Genomic DNA, 20,600 nt, shown 5'->3' with positions numbered 1-20,600 from the left:
TGACTAAAAAAAAAGCAACGGGGAACCAACATGAACGCTCGCACAACAGGACAAACCGGTATGGCTACCACCTTTCGTAAAGCACCACTGGCGCTGGCCGTCAGCTCCGCCTTGCTGTTGCCGATGGCAGCAAGCGCCGAACAAGAGCAGCAAAACACGGCCGAGTGGCAGGTGGAACGCATCACTGTCACAGCCAGTCGGCGGCCACAAATGGCGGAAGAAATCCCATACAACATTTCGGTGATCAGTGGCCAGCAACTGGAAGAACGCCATATTATCGACTCGGTGGATATGATGCGGGAGATGGCGGGCATTACCGTGGTTGACCGCGGCTACCGCAACTCAGGTGTCATCAACAACATCGTGATCCGTGGCATGAACGTCGACTCCGCCGGTAATGGCGATTTCGCGCTAAATGCTGTGCCAACAGTGTCTACCTATGTCAATGAAACCCCGCTGTTTGCCAACTTTATTCTCAAAGACATCGATGCGGTCGAAGTGCTGCGTGGACCGCAAGGCACCCTGTATGGCTCCGGCTCGCTGGCAGGGACCGTGCGTTACCGGATGAACCGGCCTGATCTGCTGGATACCGAAGGCAAAGTCTCGGCCAGCCTCAGTCAAAGCAAGGGCTCGGGTGGTTTTAATAAAAACCTGGATCTACTGCTCAACCTGCCGCTTAGCAATCAATTCGCAGTGCGCGGCTACCTGGGGCGGATTGATAATGACGGTCTGGTTGATTACCCCAATGTCTATCAGCTGAATGCTCAGGGTGCTCCGGTCGCGGCTGGTGGTGATATTGCCGATGGCGGCCCGGTATTCCGTTCAGTCAAAGATGCCGATACCGTCGAAATCGATTACGGTCGGGTGGCACTGCTGTGGCAACCAAGCGATAACTTCAACGCTCTATTGTCCTATCAGTTCCAGCAAGACAAGATCGGCGCTCGCCGCCAGGTGACCCGTGGCACCAACTGGGTCACCGGCAGCGAACAAGACTACCGGGACTATGAAAATGGCGCCATCCAGCTGGAGCCCAGTGAACGGGATGTTGATGCGCTGGCGCTGGAGCTGGAATGGGATCTCGGCTTTGCCACCATGACCTCCAGCACCTCCAGTTACGATCACAAAGGCAGCTCCACCAGCGACAACACAGGCTTCTACGCCCAGAACAACTGGTTTGCCTGGTACTATGGCGGCTCGCCACGGCCGATGGCATCAGCCGAGCGCTTTTATCAGGACAAAGGCTTTGCGCAGGAAGTCCGGCTGGTTTCTAATGGCCAGCGCCAGCTGGACTGGATACTGGGGGCCTTCTACCTGGATCAGGATACCCGCTCCGGGCAGGATAGTTTTATGCCGGGCTTTAGCGAGTGGGCCCAGGCCAGTGGCTTTGACCAGACATTAGCCAGCTGGGGCGGCGTGCTCACCGATCAGGACTTTTTGTACCGCGACAGTCGCAATGTGCGGGATACCTCGGTCTTTGGTGAGCTGACCTGGCACCTGAGTGATGCCTTTCGGGCAACCTTTGGCCTACGCTACTTTCACAACAAAATCCGCAACGATACCCTGATTGAACTGCCGATTTACCCGGGCCCAGCCGTGATGGATTCCAACTTTAGTGACAACGGTACTTTGTTTAAACTGAATCTATCGTACGACTGGACTGAGCACAGCATGCTGTACGCCACCGTTTCCGAAGGCTATCGCCGGGGCGGCACCACGGCCGTGCCGGTAAGTGGCACCTTTGCCGAGAACCCGGCTTATCTCAGCTACGATGCCGACTCAGTCCTTAACTACGAAGTGGGCATCAAAGGCATGGTCGGCCAGCATTTTTACGCCGCCTCTTTATTCTATACCGATTGGGATGATCCGCAGCTCAACATCAGCACACCCAACTGGGGTTTCTTTGCCGCAGTCAACGGCGATTCTGCCCGCACCCAGGGCCTAGAACTGGAGCTGCGTGGTTATTTGAGCTCCAGCCTGAGCTACAATCTGGGTTATTCGTACGTCGATGCCAAGCTCACCGCCGATCTGGTGGCTCCATCCGGTACCGCAGCCAACCCGGGTAGCTTTACCCATTCACGCAAAGGCGAGCAGCTGCCCAGCACCGCCAAAAATACCTTCAGCGGTAGTTTAAGCCACAGTTACGATATTTCAGCCCGTTACTACCTGGTCACCACTGCCGGGTTGTATTATCAATCCAGTTCACGCAATGCCCTTGGCAGCAATCCGAACTTCGACATTGACTTGCCGTCGTTCTGGCTGGCAAACCTCAGCACTAGTCTGTATGGCGAGCAGTGGCAATTTGCACTTTATCTGCGCAACATCTTCAACGAAGATGGCGTGACCGGCGTGCTGTCGGAGGGCTATATGGGCACTGAGCCGGGGCAAAACTTCCTCGGCAATGGCTCGAAAGACTACATCACCCAACCCCGCACGGTAGGCCTATCGGTCACTTATCGCTTCTAGCCTGCTGCAGGGTTGCATCCCGGATGCAACCCTGTTTAGATAGCGTCAGAGCCTGGATCAGAGCCTGGATTTGAATACCCGATGTCATTATCCGCGACCACACCCGATATCCACCAAGCGCTTGCGCCCTTCTGGCAGGCGCTGCAACGGCAGGATTTACCCCAAGCCAAGGCCTTGGTGCAAAACGTGGTACAGGCCTTTCCACAGCATAGTCTGAGCTGGCTGGCGGCCAGTCATTTTGCCGAACAAAGCCAGCAAGCCCTCAAAGCACTGGAGTTTGCCCAACGCGCCGAGACGCTGGCACCGGAGAATTTCTCCGTCCGGTTGCGCTTGCTGGAATGTTTTTTGCTCTGCCAGCAAAGTGCAGCGGCTCAGGCGCTGGCAACCAAGCTGGTGAGCTCAGCGCCCGATGACGCCCTGACCCTCAGCCGGCTGGCGCTGCAGCTTAGTCAGCTGCAGCAGTACGACACCGCTGCCAGGCTGTATCAGCGCGCTTTGCAATTGCAACCAGACAACGCCACCCTGCACTTTAATTACGCGACCATGCTGCGAATTTGTGGAGAGCTGGCGCAGGCCGAGCAACATGTCCTGACAGCCTTGCAGCTGGCCCCTGGGGATGCCGAAGCCTGGCATTTTCTGAGCGGGCTGCGCAAACAAACTCCGGACAGCAACCATGCCATCGCTCTTGCTGAGCAACTGGCTAGGCCGGATCTGAGCCCCAAAGACCAGGTGCAGCTGTATTATGCACTGGCCAAAACCCTGGAAGACCTGCAGCAGTACCCGGAGTCGTTTCAGGCGCTGCAACAAGGGGCCAGCATCCGGCGTCAGCACCTGCAGTACGATGTTAAACAGGATTTGGCAGTGATGCGCGCCATTGCCGACACCTTTGATGAATCGCTCATCAGCCAGGCTGACGGCGGCTGCAACTCTGCCGAGCCCGTTTTTATTCTGGGCCTGCCTAGAGCAGGTTCTACCTTACTGGAGCGTTTTTTAGGCTGCTCGCCTCAGGTGCAACTGGCCGGCGAGCTGAATAACTTCGCCCAGTGTTTGCAGCAGGCCATTCGTAAGCGGAGCCCAGGCCAGGCTGCGATGGATAAAGTAACCCTGGTACAACAAAGCGCTAGGCTGAACTGGCAACAACTGGGACAGGCCTATCTCGACAGCACCCGGCCGCTGACCGGGCAAACACCTTATTTTGTCGATAAACTGCCGCTGAATTTTTTGTACCTGGGCTTGATTGCACTGGCTTTGCCCAAGGCCAAAATCATTCATATCCAGCGTGATCCGATGGATCATGCCTACGCCATTTACAAGCATCTGTTTGCCAATGCCTACCCCTTCTCCTACGATCTGACCGAGCTGGGCCGCTACATGCAGGGGTATCAGCAGTTAATGCAGCACTGGCAGCAGCTGCTACCAGGTCGCATTCATCAGGTGCAGTACGAACAGCTGGTTCGCCAGCCAGAAAAAGTGGTACCGACACTGTTCGCCTTTTGCGATCTGCCCTGGCAGGATGAGTATCTGAATTTTCATCAACTCAATCAGCAAGCCAGTGCCACCGGCAGCGCCAGCCAGATACGGCAGCCGCTGTATCAGTCGTCGCTCAAGCGTTGGCAGCATTTTAGCAACGAACTGGCCGCCTTGAGGCCCTGGCTGCAGCCAGACTCAACAACAGACTGACCACAGCCTTGCCAGACGGCATTAGCGCTGGCTGAGCAAGGAGTGCAGCAATACCTCCAGCTTTTCCAAGCCTTCGTGCAGCACCTCAAACTCGATGGTCAGCGGGGGTAAAAACCGGATCACATTGCCGTAAAAACCGCAGGCCAGCAGGATCAAGCCGTGTTGTTCTGCCGCCTGGATAATGCGTTGCGTCAGCTCCGGGTTGGGCTGATTGGCATCGCCGTCTTTTACCAGCTCCATCGCGATCATCGCACCTTGCTGGCGAATATCACCAATCAAAGCCGGGAACTGTCGTTGCAGGCTTTGCAGACTTTCGGCAAACGCCGCACCGATGGCGCGACTGCGCTCCACCAGATTTTCCTGCTCCAGCACATCCAACACCGCCAGGGCAGCCGCGCAACCTACCGGCGAGCCGCCATAAGTACCGCCCAGGCCTCCAGGCAGTGGCGCATCCATGATCGCACTTTTCCCCACCACCGCCGCTATCGGAAAACCACCGGCAATGCCTTTGGCCATGGTCATCAGATCCGGCTCGATGCCACTGTACTCGGTGGCAAAAAATTTTCCGGTGCGACCAAAGCCGGTTTGAATTTCATCGGCAATCAGCACCATGCCATGCTGATCGCACAACTGCCGCAAGGCCTGCATAAATGCTTTCGGGGCCGGGTAAAAGCCGCCTTCGCCCTGCACCGGTTCAATAATAATGGCCGCAACATCCTCTGGCGCAATATCAGTTTTAAACAGCGTCTGCAAGGCTTTTAACGCCTGTTCAACTGAGATGCCGTGGTAAGGGATTGGAAAAGGCGCATGAAAAATATCAGCCGGAAAAGGACCAAACAGGTTTTTGTAGGGGGTCACTTTGCCAGTCAGCGCCATCGTCATATTGGTGCGGCCATGAAAACCACCGGTAAATGCAATCACACCGCGACGCCGGGTATGCGCCCGGGCGATTTTCACGCAGTTTTCCACCGCTTCTGCGCCTGTGGTGACAAAAATGGCTTTTTTCGCTGAGGGGCCTGGTGCCAGCCGGGTGAGCCGTTCCGCCAGTTCCACCGCTTGCGGGTATGGGTTGATCATCACACAGCTGTGGCTAAAACGGCCAACCTGCCCAACCACAGCCTCCACCACTTTCGGATGCGAATGGCCGGTATTGCAGACCGCAATGCCAGTGCCAAAGTCAATGTAGCGTTTGCCTTCGACATCCCAGACTTCGGCATTGCGGGCCCGCTCGACATAAACCGGGTACAAATTGCCCTGGCCGCGCGCTATCACCGCTTGTTTTCGTTGTTGCAGCTGTTGGTTGTTCATGGTTTTTTCCTTCGTAGTGAATAGGCTGGCTCAGGCCAGGCCACCTAAGCAGATGTATTTAATGGTGAGGTAATCTTCCAGCCCATACTTCGAGCCTTCGCGGCCATAACCGGATTGTTTGACGCCACCAAAAGGCGCCGCAGCATTTGAAATAATGCCTTCGTTGACTCCGACCATGCCGTAACTCAGGCCCTCCGACACCCGGAAAATACGGCCGATATCGCGACTGTAAAAGTAGGCCGCCAGGCCATGCTCGGTGGCATTGGCCTTAGCCAGCACCTCAGCCTCGCTGTCGAACGACTGCAAGGCCACTACCGGGCCAAAAATCTCTTGCTGTACCACCGCCATCGCTGCGTTCACGCCGGTTAAAATGGTCGGCAGATAGAACAGTCCTGAGCTGTGCTGGCGCTGACCACCACAGATAAGCTCTGCTCCGGCGGTCATGGCGTCCTGCACCAGGCTATGTACTTTCTGGCAGGCGGCTTCATCAATCAGCGGGCCAAGATCGATGCCAGGCGCGGTACCATTGCCAATGCGTAAAGCCGCCACTGCCTGCTGCAGTTTCTGGCTAAACTGAGGCAGCACCGATGCCTGCACATAGACCCGGTTGGTACAAACGCAGGTCTGGCCGGCATTACGAAACTTCGACGCCATCAAGCCCTGTACCGCTGCATCCAGATCGGCATCCTCAAACACGATAAAAGGCGCATTGCCACCCAGCTCCATCGACACCCGTTTCACACCTTCAGCACATTGCGCCAGTAAGGTTTTGCCCACTTGTGTCGAGCCGGTAAAGCTGCATTTTGCTACCAGAGGATCTTTGGTCAGCACGGCGCCAATGCCTTTGGCATCCGTGCTGGCCAGCACATTAAAAACACCGGCAGGGATCCCTGCCTGCGCTGCCAGCTCAGCCAGCGCCAGCGCCGATAACGGTGTTTGCTGCGCCGGTTTCACCACAAAGGTACAACCGGCCGCCAGTGCAGCTGCCGCTTTGCGGGCAATCATTGCATTGGGGAAATTCCACGGCGTAATGGCGGTCACCACCCCCACCGGCTGCTTGATTACCAGAATGCGCTTATCCGCCGCCGGGGCCGGTATGGTATCGCCATACACCCGCTTGGCTTCTTCAGCAAACCATTGCAGGTAGGAGGCCCCATAAGCAATCTCACCTTTGGCTTCCGCCAATGGCTTGCCTTGCTCCAGCGTCAGCAACAAGGCCAACTCGTCCTGATGTGCCAGCAGCAGTTGCTGCCAACGCAACAATAAAGCCGAGCGCTCGGCAGCTGGTAGTGCCGACCAGCTGCCAAATGCCTCAGCTGCGGCACTGACTGCCTGCTGTGCCTGTGCCGGCGTGGCATCAGCCACCTCGGCCAGCAGCTCGCCGGTAGCGGGGTTGGTGACAGCAAAACGCTGGGCGGCGCTTTGCCAACGTCCCTGCCAGTAGTTGTCATTTTTTACTAAGTTGCTTTGCGTCAAAGTGCTCATATTCAAAGTGTTCTCGGTGAAAGTGCTCATACGACTCTCCGTGGATGCTGTCGGTGGCTTGGTTGCAGTTTATGCCTTGTGCTCTATTGAACCTCAGAAAAAACTAAGGTTAAATACCAAACTTTAAACGTTTAGTTTGATATCTATAAAACTATAGAGCCAGGCCCATGCATAATCTGACCCAGTACGATGTAAAACTGCTGCAGGTATTTCGCACCGTGGTGGAGTGTGGCGGCTTCACCGCGGCCGAAACCAGCCTGAACATCACCCGCTCCACCATCAGCATTCACATTGCCAATCTGGAGCAGCGACTCAAACTGCGGCTCTGTCATCGCGGCCGTCAGGGCTTTGCGCTAACCCGGGAAGGCCAGCAGATTTACAATGGCATCCTGCAACTAAGCGAAGCTCAGCAGCACTTTTCCCGGCTGGTGGCTTCTCTCGACAATCAGCTAAGCGGTGAGCTGGTGGTGCTCAGCTCGGATCAACTGCCGCCATCCAGGCTAAGCTGGCTGGCCAGAGTGATCGATCGACTGGCTGAGGTGGCACCTGAACTGGAGCTGTGCCTGGATACTGCCCCTTTGCAACATATTGAGCTGGCCTTGCTGCGTGATGAGGCCCACCTTGGCCTGATGCCCGGCTACCGGCAAATCGATGGCTTGAGCTATCAACCCTTATTCAGCACCCCTATTTATTTGTGCTGCGCCGAAGGGCACCCACTGTTCGAGCTTCCAGATGCCGAGGTTGACGACACCCTGCTGGCCAGCTACCCGGCGATTTACCCCGGGGTCGATATTGATCCGGCCGGCCGGGCGCAGCTGCAAAAGCTCACCCCCAAGGCCAAAGCCTATCAGTTTGATACCCGGCTGGCTTTGCTGCTGTCAGGCCGCTACCTGGGCTATCTGCCAGAAGAGCTGGCAAAGCCTTATCTGCAGACAGCCCAAGGCCCAAGATTGCGATTTATCCAGCCAGAGCATTATCAGTATGCCTTTCGCCAATCACTGGTGCGCAAACACAACCCAAAAGAACAAACCAAGGTTCAACTTGCATTTGAGTTGTTTCATGCGATGATGGAGAGCTGATGTTCTGCCATTCGACGTGCTATGCAGCTCACCGCCAAAACCATCGCTGAATTGATTTTAAAAGGCTTTAAACGCCATTTTTCGCTGTTTGAAGACTGCACAGCGGCCGCCAGCCGCTATTTTAACCAGGCCGATTGGCCGGGCTTTTTGCAGCTCAGCTCAGAGCGCATTTCGTTTTATGATCAACGGGTTAATGAAACCCTGCAGCAACTCAAACAGCAGTTGCCGGATCCGGGTGGATCGGCTGGTTTCTGGCAGGATGTAAAACAGCAGTACAGTGACTTTTTGCAGATGCACCCGCAGGCGGAGCTGGCCGAAACCTTTTACAACTCGCTGTTTTGTAGGCTTTTTGAGCGCAAGTACTTTCATAACCAGAATATTTTTGTGCAAAGCACCCTCAATCGCCAGCAACTGCCGGCTCCGGTCGCTTCGGTGTACGACAGCTACTTTCCGATCCAAAACAGCCTGAAACAAACCCTGCGCCACATCATTGCCGATTTTCGCTTCGGTCCCGCTTTCATCGATTTGGAGCGCGATATCCGCTATCTGGTGCGCAGCTTTCTGGACCAGTCCAGCCATGGCAAGTACCCGCTGCACCTGATCCGCTTTGATATTTTAAAAAGCGCTTTTTACCGCAACAAAGCTGCTTACATCATTGGCCGGGTGGTGACGCCAGAGGGCCAGCAGCCCTTTGTGATCCCGGTGTTGCATCAGCAGGCCTGCTCCACCGCCCCCAGCGAGGGGCTTTACCTGGATACCCTGATCACTGAGCCCGAGCAGCTGTCGGTGGTGTTTGGTTTTTCCCGCGCTTATTTTATGGTGCAAAGCCCGGTGCCTTCGGCCTTGATCCAGTTTCTGCGTGAACTGATGCCGCACAAAACCCTGGCCGAGCTTTATGCCAGCATCGGTTTGCACAAGCAGGCCAAAACCGAGTTTTACCGCGAGCTGCTGCAGCATTTAACCCGCTCCAGCGATCAGTTTGTCGCCGCGCCCGGGATCCGCGGCCTGGTGATGATGGTATTCACCCTGCCGTCGTTTCCTTATGTGTTTAAAGTGATCCGCGATGAATTCCCCGAAAGCAAACCCATCAGTCGCGCCACCGTCAAAGCCCGCTACCTGCAGGTGAAAAAGCACGACCGGGTCGGCCGGATGGCCGATACCATGGAATACTCGGATGTGGCGCTGCCCATCGACCGTTTTGCCCCCGAGCTGCTGGAAGAGCTACAGCAAAGCATCGGCGGCTCGCTGCGGATTGAAGACGAGCTGGTGGTGATCAAACACCTGTACATCGAACGACGGATGATCCCACTGAATTTGTATTTGGAGCAGGTAGGCAAGGATGAAAAAGCCCGCATCATGAAAGATTACGGCCAGGCGTTAAAAGACATCATTGCTGCCAATATTTTTCCCGGCGACATGCTGCTGAAAAACTTCGGCGTGACCCGCCACAAGCGGGTGATTTTTTACGATTACGATGAAGTGCAGTACCTGCTGGATGTGAACTTTCGCGCCCTGCCGAAAGCCGAAAGCATTGATGACGCTCTTTACAGCGATGTCTCTGTCGCACCGGGTGATGTCTTTCCGGAGCAAATCAGCACCTATGTTACGGCTCAGCCCGAGCTACGGGATTTACTGCTCAAGTCCCACCCCGAGCTGATGGACCCGGCTTACTGGCAACAGATGCAGCAACGCATCCGCGCCGGTCAGTTTGACGATGTGTTTCCCTACCCGGATGGCATGCGCTTTAGTGCCCGTTTTCACGAGAGCTCAGCCTGAGCTTGCCGGGCAAAGCGCCCAGCGACTTTGAAACTCACATCTTGAGGGTATATACTGCCGCCTCTTTGCCCTGGAGCCTTCCCTTTGACCTCTGCTGCCACACCACATAATGCCGTTATGGCGCTGCGCGAACGCGAATTGCTGGCATCCAAACGGGTGTTTTTGGCCCGAGGCGCCAAACTAAAGCGCTGCCCGGCCTGTTTGCTGGCCGAGGCCCACTGCATCTGCGCTGCCAAACCCGAGCCACAACAAGGGGCTGCGTTTTGCCTGCTGATGTACAAGGGCGAAGCCTACAAACCCAGCAATACCGGCCGGCTGATTGCCGATGTGATGGCCGATAACCATGCATTTTTATGGCAGCGCACCGAAGTAGCCCCTGATTTGCTGGCGCTGCTGGCCAACCCGGCTTATGCCCCGGTGCTTATTTTCCCGCACGAATACGTTGAGCCAGCCCGCTGCATTTATACTTCGACCCAGCTCGCCAACCACACGGATGGCAAGACCCCGTTGTTTGTGCTGCTGGACGGCACCTGGCGTGAAGCCAAGAAAATGTTGAAAAGCCCTTACTTGCAATCCTTGCCGGTGCTTGGCATCGCGCCAGAGCAGGCCTCGGATTACCGGCTGCGTGAGGCCGCCCACCTGCACCAGCTGTGTACCGCTGAAGTGGCCATCAAAGTGCTGCACCTGGCAGCTTTGCCTGAGGCAAGTACCGCCTTGCAGCAGTATTTTCGCACCTTTCGCGCCGCTTACCTGAAAACCAAACCGCATTTGGATCCCGACAAACAAAAAACCAGTTAACCCACAGCATCAGCCTGCTTGAAATCATCACGCCATATAAAAATTACTGCGGGCTGGTAATTTCTACAGACTCCCGCCTTTCAGTCTGCTTTGATAACCCAGCGTAAAAAATACAAGATATTGATTTTAAATAACATTATCATACTAATTAACCTGGCACAGCCATTGCTTAGTATTCCATGAGGGATTACACCAACAACTTTTGGAACAGAGCTGTATGCGAAATACAGTAAGGAGCAACCATGTTAGGCTGGGCATTAACTTTTTTAATTGTTGCCATTATTGCAGCTGCACTTGGCTTTAGTGGTATTGCCGGAACTGCGGCGGGTATTGCGCAGATTATCTTTTACATCTTTGTGGTGTTGTTGCTAATTTCATTAGTAGCAGGCGCATTGCGGGGCAGGCCACCCAGGATGTAGCTCCTGCCTGGGAGGCTTTCTTCTAGCACAGCGATCAATCGAACTGATACTTTTCCAGCTTGTTGTACAAGGTTTTGACGCTTACCCCCAACTGCTGGGCAGTATCGGTTTTATTCCCTCCATTTAGTGCCAGGGTACGTAAAATCACTGCTTTTTCCACTTCATCCAATCGAACACCTACGGGCACCGAAGCTGCTGCCAGTTCGCAATCATTCTGACCCGGCATGCATTCATCCAATAAAAGATGGTTGGGCTCTATGATGCTGTCTGCCAGAATATAGGCCCGCTCAACGGCATGCTTTAACTCCCGTACATTGCCAGCCCAGCTATGGCTGGCTATCAAGCATTGCGTTTCGGCTGAAAATTGCTTGGTTTGCTGCTCCTGCACATTGCGATAAGCCAGAAAATGTTGTGCCAACCCCAGCACATCCTGTTCCCGCTCGCGCAGTGGCGGTACATGAATGGGGAACTGTGCCAGACGGAAATACAAGTCTTCTCTGAGCATACCATCAGCAATGGCCTGCATCGGATCACGATTGGTTGCCGCGGCAATACGCACCTGCGCTGAAAACACCTTGTCACTGCCCACAGGCCGATACTCACCATTTTCCAATACCCGCAACAGCTTGACCTGATGCTCAATGGGCATTTCGGTGATTTCATCCAGAAATAAGGTACCGCCTTTTGCCTGAGCAAAAACGCCCTGATGATCACGGTGGGCGCCGGTAAAAGCGCCTTTGTTATGACCAAACAACTCGCTGTCAATTAACTCTGGACTTAAAGCACCACAATTAATGGCTACAAAGGGTTTGTCCGCACGCATGCTAGCTAGATGCAACGTATTGGCGACTAGCTCTTTACCCGCACCACTTTCTCCCACAATCAGTACGTTGGCATCTGTCACCGCAACCTTACGGATAGTCCGGTACAGTTTTAGCATTGGTTTGGAAGAACCCACCAGTAAACCAAACTGATCGAGCTCACTGCAGGTTGCGCTCACGTCGGTGCGCTTAGTACTTAATTGCTGATAAAAATCATGCAGCGTGTCGAGCAATGAGGCCACATCAAGCGGAGCTCTGAAATGGTAACCTGCCCCCTTGCGCATCAGTTGATCCAGCCTTTCATTGGGCGTACCACTGCTGATAAAAATGAAATCAATTTCTGTCAGAATCTTACTGGCAAGCAGGGCCTGATGATCAGCATCATCATGTTGATCGGTCTCAATCAGTGCCAGCTCGCAGTCTTGCTGTTGCAGTTGCTCTGACCAGGTTGAATCATCACCGCTTTTCACAATGATAAACTGCCTGATTATGGCAGAGCGCTCTAATTCATCCGCCAGCTTGGGATCGCGCACATGAATAAATAGCCTGGGTCTGCTCATATCAACTCTCTGTGGTGTGATGACCTACTCTAGTCCAGCCATGTAAAATTAACAATGACTTCCGGTAAAACTTACTTAAATGGCGAGGAAGGACAAAGGTAACGAAGTTTTCCCTTTATAATTCATCAGTATAGAAGTGGTACATGAATTGAATATGAATTCATGGAGACAGTGACTTCAGGAGAGCATCTTGTGTTGGATGACCAGCGAAAATCAACCATCCCGGTAGTCTGTGATCAAGCCATCATCCAGGAAGTAACCGCTATCTGTGAACAAGCCAGGCAATTTTATCAGCAAGCGATCCCCGAAATAACCAATAACAATGTACGGCGTTATTTTGCGGCGCTGGCACAACTTCATCAACGGCCTTATCAACTCGACACAGCTGAATGGCCAAAAGCAACAACAACCAGCAACTCCGCTACGCTCTGGCAGTGGTATCACCACCACAGTAAAGCCATAACAACAAGCCAAGCTCATTGGCGCACAGAGCTACCCCAGCAACTGTTTTTACAGTTAACCCTCTTTAAACACTTAAGCCGTACCTTAGTACACCCAGATAATACCCGGGAACTGGCAAACCTGACGGCCAGCTTACAAATGCTGGCGGATGAGCTCATTCCATTGTTGCTGAACGAAGATCTGTGAAATTTTTACCGATAAGCAGGTTAAAATTACAATCAGAAAATTAACACAAAATGAACGAAATAACTCATTCCACGATAAAACAAGCACTTACCATACGCCAAAATGTTGGCATCAAACTGGCAATTCTGAAAGTGTCCCACAACAAAAGGAGTCTATGTATGAAACGCACACTTGTAGCCGCAATGATGACCCTGACCCTGGCTGGTACTTCTGCTGCTGTCTCTGCCCATGAGTGGCAAGACACAGCAAAAGATGCCTGGATTGTTGGTAAAGCCGAAACAACCTTGCTGCTAAACGGCAATTTAAATTCTTTTAAAATCAATACCAACGTTGAAGACGGGAACGTTATCTTGACCGGTCAGGTTGCCACTGAAGTGGATAAAGCCTTGGCTGGTGAACTGGTTGAAAACCTGGAGGGCGTAAAGTCCGTCGACAATCAGTTAACTGTGATGCCAGCTGATCGCTCAAAGAGTGAAGACAAGCAAAATCGTGGCAGACTGACAGATGCCAAAATTGCTGCGGTCGTCAAAACCCGTTTGCTGCTTGAGTCTGAAGTCAGTGGCACTGCCATAAAAGTTGATGTAAATGATGGTGTGGTTACCCTGCAAGGCGAGGTCGATTCAGCTTCCGAGCGTGATTTGGCTGAAGCTCTTGCCAAAAAATCAAATGATGTCACTCGGGTAGATAATCAGTTGCGAGTTTCCAGCTCCTGATTTACCCGCACGACTCATTCTCGGTAAAATTACCTGGCCGGCTTGGCAACAAGCCGGCTTTGTTTTAGCTGAAAAAGATTGATCTGCATCAAATCTCACCTATAATACTTTCAGAAATTTCTGAATATTCAAAAAGAGGTAGCTATGCGGATGACACCGATGATCGAGTCCTTTGTCTGTCACTTTGGGGAAATGGGCAGTCGCTGGGGCTTTAACCGCACCGTTGGCCAGATCTATGCGCTGCTGGTGATTAACCAGCAACCGCTGAGTGCCAACGACATTGGTGAGCTGCTGGGGATTTCCCGTGGCAATGTCAGCATGGGTTTAAAAGAGCTGCACAGCTGGCAGCTGGTGCATACCACCCATCGCCCCGGCGATCGCAAAGATTACTACCAAAGCCGCGGCAGCATCTGGGATATGGCCAACCGGGTGTTTGAAGAGCGGCGAAAGCGCGAAATCGACCCGACCCTGTCGTTGCTGCGCGATATTCTGCTGGATGAAGCCGGCAATGCCGAAGAAGCCTATGCTCAGGAGCGTATCGCCGAAATTCACGACTTGCTGGAAAATATCACCGATTGGGCGCAAAGCCTGCAATCCTTGTCACCGGAAAAGCTCAACACCTTAATGAAGCTGGGCTCCGGTGTGGGCAAGGTGCTGGAATTTAAAGACAAACTGATGGCAAAAAAAGCCGATTAGCGAGGTCATTATGTTGGACACTCTTATTCTGTCGCGGATCCAGTTTGCCGCCAATATCAGCTTCCATATCCTGTTTCCCACCATCACCATAGCCCTTGGCTGGCTGCTGTTTTACTTCAAAATCCGCTTTGATATCTCCAAACACCCTGTCTGGATGCGGGCCTACCGCTTTTGGGTGAAAGTCTTTGCCCTGAGCTTTGCCCTTGGCGTGGTCAGTGGCATTACCATGTCGTTTCAGTTTGGCACCAACTGGCCCGGCTTTATGGAAACCGTCGGCAATATTGCCGGACCTTTGCTGGCTTATGAAATCCTGACCGCTTTCTTTTTGGAGGCCACCCTGCTTGGCATTATGCTGTTTGGCTTTCACCGGGTACCGGGTTGGGCTCATACCGGCGCCACTTTTTTGGTGGCCCTGGCGACGACCTTGTCGGCCTTTTGGATCCTGGCGCTGAATTCATGGATGCAAACACCGGTCGGCTTTGAAATGCGCGATGGCGTGGCGCATGCCACCGACTGGCTGGCGATTATTTTCAGTCCATCTTTTCCCTACCGCCTCACTCATATGCTTTTGGCTTCAGCCCTGACGGTCTGCTTTTTAGTGGCTGGCTTGTCGGCTTATCGTCTGCTGCGCGGTGATAACAAAAAAGCACCGCAGCTGACGTTAAAAACCGCTCTGTTCAGTGCTGCCTTGCTGGTACCTCTGCAGATTTTTGTTGGCGATCTGCATGGTTTGAACACCCTGGAGCACCAACCGCAAAAAGTGGCCGCGATGGAAGGTTTGTGGGAAACCCAACAAGGCGCGCCACTGGTGCTGTTTGCGCTGCCGGATGAAGAAAACCGGCAAAACCGCTTTGCACTGGAAATTCCCAAGTTGGCCAGTCTGATTTTAACCCATCAGCTGGATGGCGAGTTGCAAGGCCTGAATGACTTTAAAGGCGAGCACCCGCCGGTAGCTCCTGTGTTTTACAGCTTCCGGCTGATGGTCGGCATCGGCTTGCTGATGCTGGCCATCGCCTGGTGGTGCAGCGCCCGCTTGTACCGCCATGGCAGCCTGACACCGCTGCAACTCAAGTTGTTGGTTGGTATGACCTTCTCTGGCTGGGTGGCGACTTTGGCCGGCTGGTACGTCACGGAAATCGGCCGTCAGCCTTATCTGGTGTATGGTGTGCTTAAAACCCGCGATGCGGTGACCACCATCGCCAGTGAGCAGGTTGCCATTACTTTGACCTTGTATTTGCTGCTGTACGCCGTGCTGCTGTTTGCCTACATCAAAACCCTCTTTGTCTTGGCCAAGCGGGCCGTCGATGTCGAAGAGTACGATCTCACCCAGCCAGGCCTGCCCGAGCGCAAAGCCAGTGCATCCGCCGAAGGAGCTACCGCATGAGTTGGTTAACCGCTGAAAATCTGGCACTGGTGTTTGCTGCTCTGACCGCCCTTTCGCTGCTGCTGTACGGGATCTTGGATGGCTACGATCTGGGGGTGGGCATTACCCTGCCGATGCACAACGAAGCCTGGCGTGATACTGCCATTGCTTCCATCGGCCCCTTTTGGGACGCCAATGAAACCTGGCTGGTGATGGCCGTAGGTCTGCTGTTGGTGGCTTTTCCTGCCGCCCATAGCGCCATTTTGCACGCCATGTACCTGCCAGCCGCCCTGCTGCTGATTGGCCTGATCCTGCGCGGCGTAGCCTTTGACTTTCGTGCCAAGGTTAAGCCAGCGCAAAAACGCAACTGGGACTGGACCTTTAAAGCCGGCTCCTTGCTGGCGACCTTCAGCCAGGGCTTTATGCTGGGCATTTACGTGATGGGCTTGAACTACCAACTGACCAGTGTGCTCTTTGCCAGCTTCAGCGGCCTGTGCGTCACCGCCGCCTACGCCATGATTGGCAATGCCTGGCTGATAGGCAAAACCAGCGGCGAGCTACAGCGCCATGCCATCGCTACCTGCAAAAAAGCCGGCGTGCTGACCTTTGGCGGTATTCTGGCGGTCAGTATGATCAACCCGCTGGTCAATGCCAATGTCTATGCCGTCTGGACCGAGCCACCGCTGGCGTATTTTTATGCCGCCATCCCCTTGCTGTGCTTTGGCATGTTTGCGCTGGGTTATCTGGTATTAAAGCGTTTACCACTGCCGGATGACAAAGGCGCCTGGCTGCCCTTTTGGCTGACACTGATTATTTTTGTTTGCTGTTTTGCCGGCCTGGCGCTGAGTTTCTACCCCTTTGTGGTGCCAAACGAAATGACGTTGTACGAGGCCGCCAGCTCGAAAGATTCGCTGCAGATTATTTTCTTTGGCGCCATCTTTGTACTGCCCTTTATTCTGGCTTATACCGCAGTCGCCTACTACGCCTTTCGCGGTAAGGCCGATGATTTGAAGTACTATTGAGCAACCCTCCAGCCAAGAAAAATGGGCGCTGCTGTAAATTTTAATGCAGCGCCCATTCACCGGTGTTATGATTCAGCCAATCAATGTCCAACCAAATAAGCATTGAACGGATGAATATCAACAAAGTCGATTTAAACCTGCTGGTCTATCTGGATGTACTACTGCGGGAAAAAAATGTCACCCGCGCTGCCAACCAGCTCAACATCACTCAGCCAGCGATGAGCAATGGCTTAAAGCGCTTGCGTGACTTGCTGAACGATCCCATTTTGGTCCGTACTTCTGAAGGCATGGTGCCCACCGAGCGCGCCAAAGAGCTGGCACCCATTGTGCGCGGTGTGCTGCTGACGCTGGAAGAAAGCCTGCAGCCGCACAAGGATTTCGATCCCAGCCAAAGCAGCCGGGTGTTTCGCATTATGGCCAGCGACTACGCCGCCTCCACCCTGATCCCGGCGCTGCTGAAAAAAATGCGCGAGCAGGCACCAGCCACCACGCTGGATATTATGACGCCATCCGATGTCACTTTTCACGATGTGGAAAACGGCAAAGTCGATATGGCGATCAACCGCTTTGACCAGCTGCCGCAGTCTTTTCATCAAAAAACCGTCTGGCGCGACAGTTTTGCCTGTCTGGTCAACCGGCAAAACCCGGTGCTCAAGCAGTTTAATCTGGAAAGCTATTTAAAAAGCCGCCATATCTGGGTCAGTAAAACCGGCTTTGGTGTGGGCGTTGGTATGGACCCAAAAGACATTCAAAAGCTCGGCTGGGTCGATGAAGCCCTGGCCAAGCTCGGCAAACAGCGCACCATCAGTGTCTTTACCCGTAACTACCATGTCGCCATGCATCTGGCGGTGGAAATGGACTTAATCGCCACCCTGCCGCTTCGGGCAGCGCGGCTGTACGAAAACGACGACAGCATGGCCATTTTAGACCCACCCTTTGCCATTCCATCGATTGAGCTGAAAATGATCTGGAGCCCACTGCTGCATCAGGACGCCAGCCATATCTGGCTGCGCCGCTTGATCACCGAGACCGCCGAAGAAATTAATGCTTAACGATATAAAAGCGTGCTTTTAAAAGATCAGCCGCTGCCAACATCAGCAAGATCAGCAGCGGCTGCAGTGGCTCCCAGCATCCCAGGTTAGGGAGAGCCAAAGTCGTTCAACACCTGGGATGTTACGGCAGTAAGTCGTAGGCTGGTAAGGTTAAAAAGTCGACCAGTTCATCGGCGGTGGTGATATCCAGCAGCAGGCTTTTGGCCCGCTCAAAGTTCTGGCTGGCCCAGATATCGGCACCCACTTCCCCTTTCACTACCTCCGCTTCTTCATCCAGCATGCTGGCAAACAACTGCTTGGTGACCAGCTGGCCATTGCTCAGTTTTTTGCCATGCTGGATCCACTGCCAAATCGAGGCGCGGGAAATCTCGGCGGTAGCGGCATCTTCCATCAGGCCGTAAATCGGCACGCAGCCCTTACCGCTGATCCAGGCCGCCAGGTACTGCAGCGCCACCCGGATATTGGTGCGCATGCCGGCTTCGGTGCGCTCGCCTTCGCAGGGTGCCAGCAAGTCGGCGGCCGTGACCGGTGCATCTTGCTCGCGCAGCATCTTCAATTGATTCGGTTTATCCCCCAGATGCTTGTTTAGCACAGTACCAGCCGTCGCGGCCAGGCCTGGGTGCGCGATCCAGGTGCCATCGTGACCATTGCTGGCTTCCAGCTCTTTGTCGGCGGTGACTTTGGCCAGAATGGCTTTATTTTGCTCCGGATCTTTCGACGGAATTAATGCAGCCATGCCGCCCATCGCCAAAGCACCACGCTTGTGGCAGGTTTTGATCAGTAAACGGGAATAAGCGCTTAAAAACGGCTTGTCCATGGTGACCACCTGCCGATCGGGCAACACCCGATCCGGATGGTTTTTCAGGGTTTTAATGTAACTGAAAATATAATCCCAACGGCCACAGTTCAGCGCCACAATATGATCGCGCAGGCTGTACAGGATTTCGTCCATCTCGAACACCGCCGGCAGGGTTTCAATCAGCACCGTGGCGCGAATAGTGCCTACTGGTACGCCAAACTTTTGTTCGGTGAAGCGAAACACGTCATCCCACCATTTGGCTTCCTGATGGCTCTGCAGTTTCGGCAGGTAAAAATAGACACCGGTGCCCATCTTCTGCCGCTGGGCCAGATTGTGAATAAAGTACAAGGCAAAATCCATCAGCGCACCCGGCACCTGTTCGCCATCAACCTCCAGGTGCTTCTCCCACAGATGCAAGCCACGCACCCTGGCAATCAGCAAAGCTGGGTTTTCTTGCAGCGCATAATGCTTGCCGCTTTGCGGGTCGGTATAGCTAATCGTGCCCAGATTGGCATCGCGCAAGTTGATTTGACCTTCCACCACCCCTTGCCAGGTCGGCGACTGTGCATCTTCGAAGTCGGCCATAAAGACTTTGACATCGGCATTCAGTGCATTGATCACCATCTTGCGATCAACCGGGCCGGTAATCTCCAGCCGACGATCCTGCAGATCGGTGGGGATCGCAGCCACTTGCCAGTCACCTTCCCGAATCGCTTGAGTCTCTGGTAAAAAATCCGGCAAAACGCCGGCATCAAAACGCGCCTGCTTTTGCCCGCGCTCAGCCAGCAATTGCTGCAGACGCGGCCGAAACTCACGTGTCAGCTCTACCAATAACGTACAAGCTTGTTCAGTAAACACCTGCTCCAGCTGTTGCTGAAAGCCGGCATCGGCCGGATCAGTTTGAATGGACAGGCTCTGGCGTTCAATCGCTGTGGTCGTCATGGGCATCTCCTTCACGGCCAATAAAGCTGGCCTGATGATTCATGGTCCACCTGAAACCCAGCTTCAGGTAGAAACTTAGTTGCTGTGCCTCACTATAAGCCGCCAGTTGCCATAACTGAAATCAATGAGCGATATACTTACGATTCACACCAGAAATATAGTCGTGCATGACCAGTCTTAATGTTGGCACAGCTTATGCTTTACTCTAGCCAGTACAGGAAAATTCTTGTGGCTATGTCAATTTCTTGTCGGAGGGATTATGGAGTTTATCTTGCTATTGCTGGTTACACTGGTGGTGGTTGCTGCACTTGTGGCCAGTCGTTTTGTCGAGCAGGGCAACCCGTTTCCATTTCAAAAACGTGGTCCTGTTTTTACCCAGGTAGAGCGTGGCTTTTTACGATTACTGGAACAAGCAGTCGACAAAGAGTACAAGGTACTCAGCCGGGTAAAGCTGGCCGATGTGCTGGACTTTAAAAAGAATACCAGCAGCAAAACCCGTCGCAACGCTTTGTTAAAAATGAACCACAAGTACCTGGACTTTGTGCTCTGCGATCCAAACGATATGACGATCGTCGCGGTGATTGATTTGGTGAACCCAAACAGCAAACAGGGGCACAAAGCAAGCCACGACTGGTATGTTAGCGGTGCGCTGGAAGCCGTTGGCCTGCCGTATCTGCGAATGAAAATTAAGCAAGGTTATTCAGTCGGTGATATTCAGCAGTGCCTAATCAACCGGCTCGGAGCCAACATTAAGAAAACCGAACCCATTATTAAAGGCCGCTTTAAAAAAGGCCCAACCCGTCCGGTTCGTCCTATCCGCCCTTTGATGCCGGCAACGACGCAATCGGATACAATAGCTACCCTGCCATTAAAACCGGCCAGCCCCAGATTTACTCCAGCGTTGTCGCAATCGCAAATTAAGGCGCAATCGACAGCTCTGGTCCAGGCTTCTTAACGCATTGGAGAAATGAGTCAC

The 20,600-nt window shown here is 53.6% G+C and carries 17 protein-coding genes; 13 read left to right on the top strand and 4 right to left on the bottom strand.

Annotation, left to right across the window (positions count from 1 at the left end):
- Positions 1-30 precede the first annotated feature (30 nt).
- Positions 31-2,463 carry a TonB-dependent receptor gene (locus QWY20_RS02445; RefSeq protein WP_330127442.1) on the top strand — a complete coding sequence of 811 codons (2,433 nt, stop codon included), beginning with the start codon at positions 31-33 and terminating at the stop codon, positions 2,461-2,463.
- Between the two features lie 81 nt (positions 2,464-2,544).
- Complete coding sequence (locus QWY20_RS02440; RefSeq protein ID WP_330127441.1) at positions 2,545-4,143, top strand: tetratricopeptide repeat-containing sulfotransferase family protein; 1,599 nt, start codon at positions 2,545-2,547, stop codon at positions 4,141-4,143.
- A 21-nt stretch (positions 4,144-4,164) separates the two neighbouring features.
- Here the strand turns inward: QWY20_RS02440 and gabT are convergent, their stop codons facing one another.
- Both gabT and QWY20_RS02430 read right to left on the bottom strand, forming a co-directional pair.
- Positions 4,165-5,451, bottom strand: a complete 1,287-nt coding sequence (gene gabT / locus QWY20_RS02435) for a 4-aminobutyrate--2-oxoglutarate transaminase (protein WP_330127440.1) — start codon at positions 5,449-5,451, stop codon at positions 4,165-4,167.
- 30 nt (positions 5,452-5,481) lie between these two features.
- Positions 5,482-6,936 (bottom strand): NAD-dependent succinate-semialdehyde dehydrogenase, encoded by a 1,455-nt coding sequence (locus QWY20_RS02430; protein ID WP_330127637.1) that lies wholly within the window; start codon positions 6,934-6,936, stop codon positions 5,482-5,484.
- Between the two features lie 167 nt (positions 6,937-7,103).
- Between QWY20_RS02430 and QWY20_RS02425 the strand changes: the two genes are divergently transcribed.
- The 4 genes from QWY20_RS02425 to QWY20_RS02410 all read left to right on the top strand — a co-directional run bounded on the left by QWY20_RS02425 (position 7,104) and on the right by QWY20_RS02410 (position 11,008).
- Positions 7,104-8,015, top strand: coding sequence for a LysR family transcriptional regulator (locus QWY20_RS02425; RefSeq protein ID WP_330127439.1), 912 nt, complete (start codon positions 7,104-7,106; stop codon positions 8,013-8,015).
- Positions 8,016-8,036: 21 nt separating this feature from the next.
- Positions 8,037-9,791 (top strand): bifunctional isocitrate dehydrogenase kinase/phosphatase, encoded by a 1,755-nt coding sequence (gene aceK, locus QWY20_RS02420; RefSeq protein ID WP_330127438.1) that lies wholly within the window; start codon positions 8,037-8,039, stop codon positions 9,789-9,791.
- Between the two features lie 117 nt (positions 9,792-9,908).
- Positions 9,909-10,589 (top strand): tRNA-uridine aminocarboxypropyltransferase, encoded by a 681-nt coding sequence (locus QWY20_RS02415; RefSeq protein WP_330127636.1) that lies wholly within the window; start codon positions 9,909-9,911, stop codon positions 10,587-10,589.
- Between the two features lie 242 nt (positions 10,590-10,831).
- Positions 10,832-11,008: a DUF1328 domain-containing protein gene (locus QWY20_RS02410; protein ID WP_330086171.1), complete on the top strand. Its 177-nt coding sequence runs from the start codon at positions 10,832-10,834 to the stop codon at positions 11,006-11,008.
- A 34-nt stretch (positions 11,009-11,042) separates the two neighbouring features.
- On the opposite strand, the gene QWY20_RS02405 is transcribed toward QWY20_RS02410, so the two are convergent.
- A complete protein-coding gene (locus QWY20_RS02405) occupies positions 11,043-12,389 on the bottom strand; it encodes a sigma-54 interaction domain-containing protein (protein WP_330127437.1) in 1,347 nt (448 codons plus the stop codon).
- Between the two features lie 192 nt (positions 12,390-12,581).
- On the opposite strand from QWY20_RS02405, the gene QWY20_RS02400 reads away from it, so the two are divergent.
- The 6 genes from QWY20_RS02400 to QWY20_RS02375 all read left to right on the top strand — a co-directional run bounded on the left by QWY20_RS02400 (position 12,582) and on the right by QWY20_RS02375 (position 17,883).
- A complete protein-coding gene (locus tag QWY20_RS02400) occupies positions 12,582-13,037 on the top strand; it encodes a hypothetical protein (RefSeq protein ID WP_330127436.1) in 456 nt (151 codons plus the stop codon).
- 158 nt (positions 13,038-13,195) lie between these two features.
- Positions 13,196-13,750, top strand: a complete 555-nt coding sequence (locus QWY20_RS02395; protein ID WP_330127635.1) for a BON domain-containing protein — start codon at positions 13,196-13,198, stop codon at positions 13,748-13,750.
- 144 nt (positions 13,751-13,894) lie between these two features.
- Positions 13,895-14,446: a GbsR/MarR family transcriptional regulator gene (locus tag QWY20_RS02390; protein ID WP_330127435.1), complete on the top strand. Its 552-nt coding sequence runs from the start codon at positions 13,895-13,897 to the stop codon at positions 14,444-14,446.
- 10 nt (positions 14,447-14,456) lie between these two features.
- Complete coding sequence (locus tag QWY20_RS02385) at positions 14,457-15,830, top strand: cytochrome ubiquinol oxidase subunit I (protein ID WP_330127434.1); 1,374 nt, start codon at positions 14,457-14,459, stop codon at positions 15,828-15,830.
- Entirely contained in the window at positions 15,827-16,831 is a 1,005-nt protein-coding gene (gene cydB, locus QWY20_RS02380) for a cytochrome d ubiquinol oxidase subunit II (RefSeq protein ID WP_330127433.1), read from the top strand. Before QWY20_RS02385 ends, cydB begins: the two co-directional genes overlap by 4 nt.
- Positions 16,832-16,941: 110 nt before the next feature.
- Complete coding sequence (locus QWY20_RS02375; protein WP_330127634.1) at positions 16,942-17,883, top strand: LysR family transcriptional regulator; 942 nt, start codon at positions 16,942-16,944, stop codon at positions 17,881-17,883.
- A gap of 121 nt (positions 17,884-18,004) precedes the next feature.
- Here the strand turns inward: QWY20_RS02375 and aceB are convergent, their stop codons facing one another.
- A complete protein-coding gene (gene aceB / locus QWY20_RS02370) occupies positions 18,005-19,624 on the bottom strand; it encodes a malate synthase A (protein ID WP_330127432.1) in 1,620 nt (539 codons plus the stop codon).
- A gap of 259 nt (positions 19,625-19,883) precedes the next feature.
- Here aceB and QWY20_RS02365 point away from each other — a divergent pair, with 259 nt between their 5' ends.
- On the top strand, positions 19,884-20,579 hold the full coding sequence (locus QWY20_RS02365) for a DUF2726 domain-containing protein (protein ID WP_330127431.1): 696 nt from the start codon (positions 19,884-19,886) through the stop codon (positions 20,577-20,579).
- Positions 20,580-20,600 lie beyond the last annotated feature (21 nt).

The sequence above is a fragment of the Alkalimonas cellulosilytica genome (assembly GCF_036325985.1).
Classification (GTDB): domain Bacteria; phylum Pseudomonadota; class Gammaproteobacteria; order Enterobacterales; family Alteromonadaceae; genus Alkalimonas; species Alkalimonas cellulosilytica.
The sequence above is the reverse complement of the archived record's forward strand: the minus strand, read 5'-3'. Positions and strand labels throughout refer to the sequence as shown.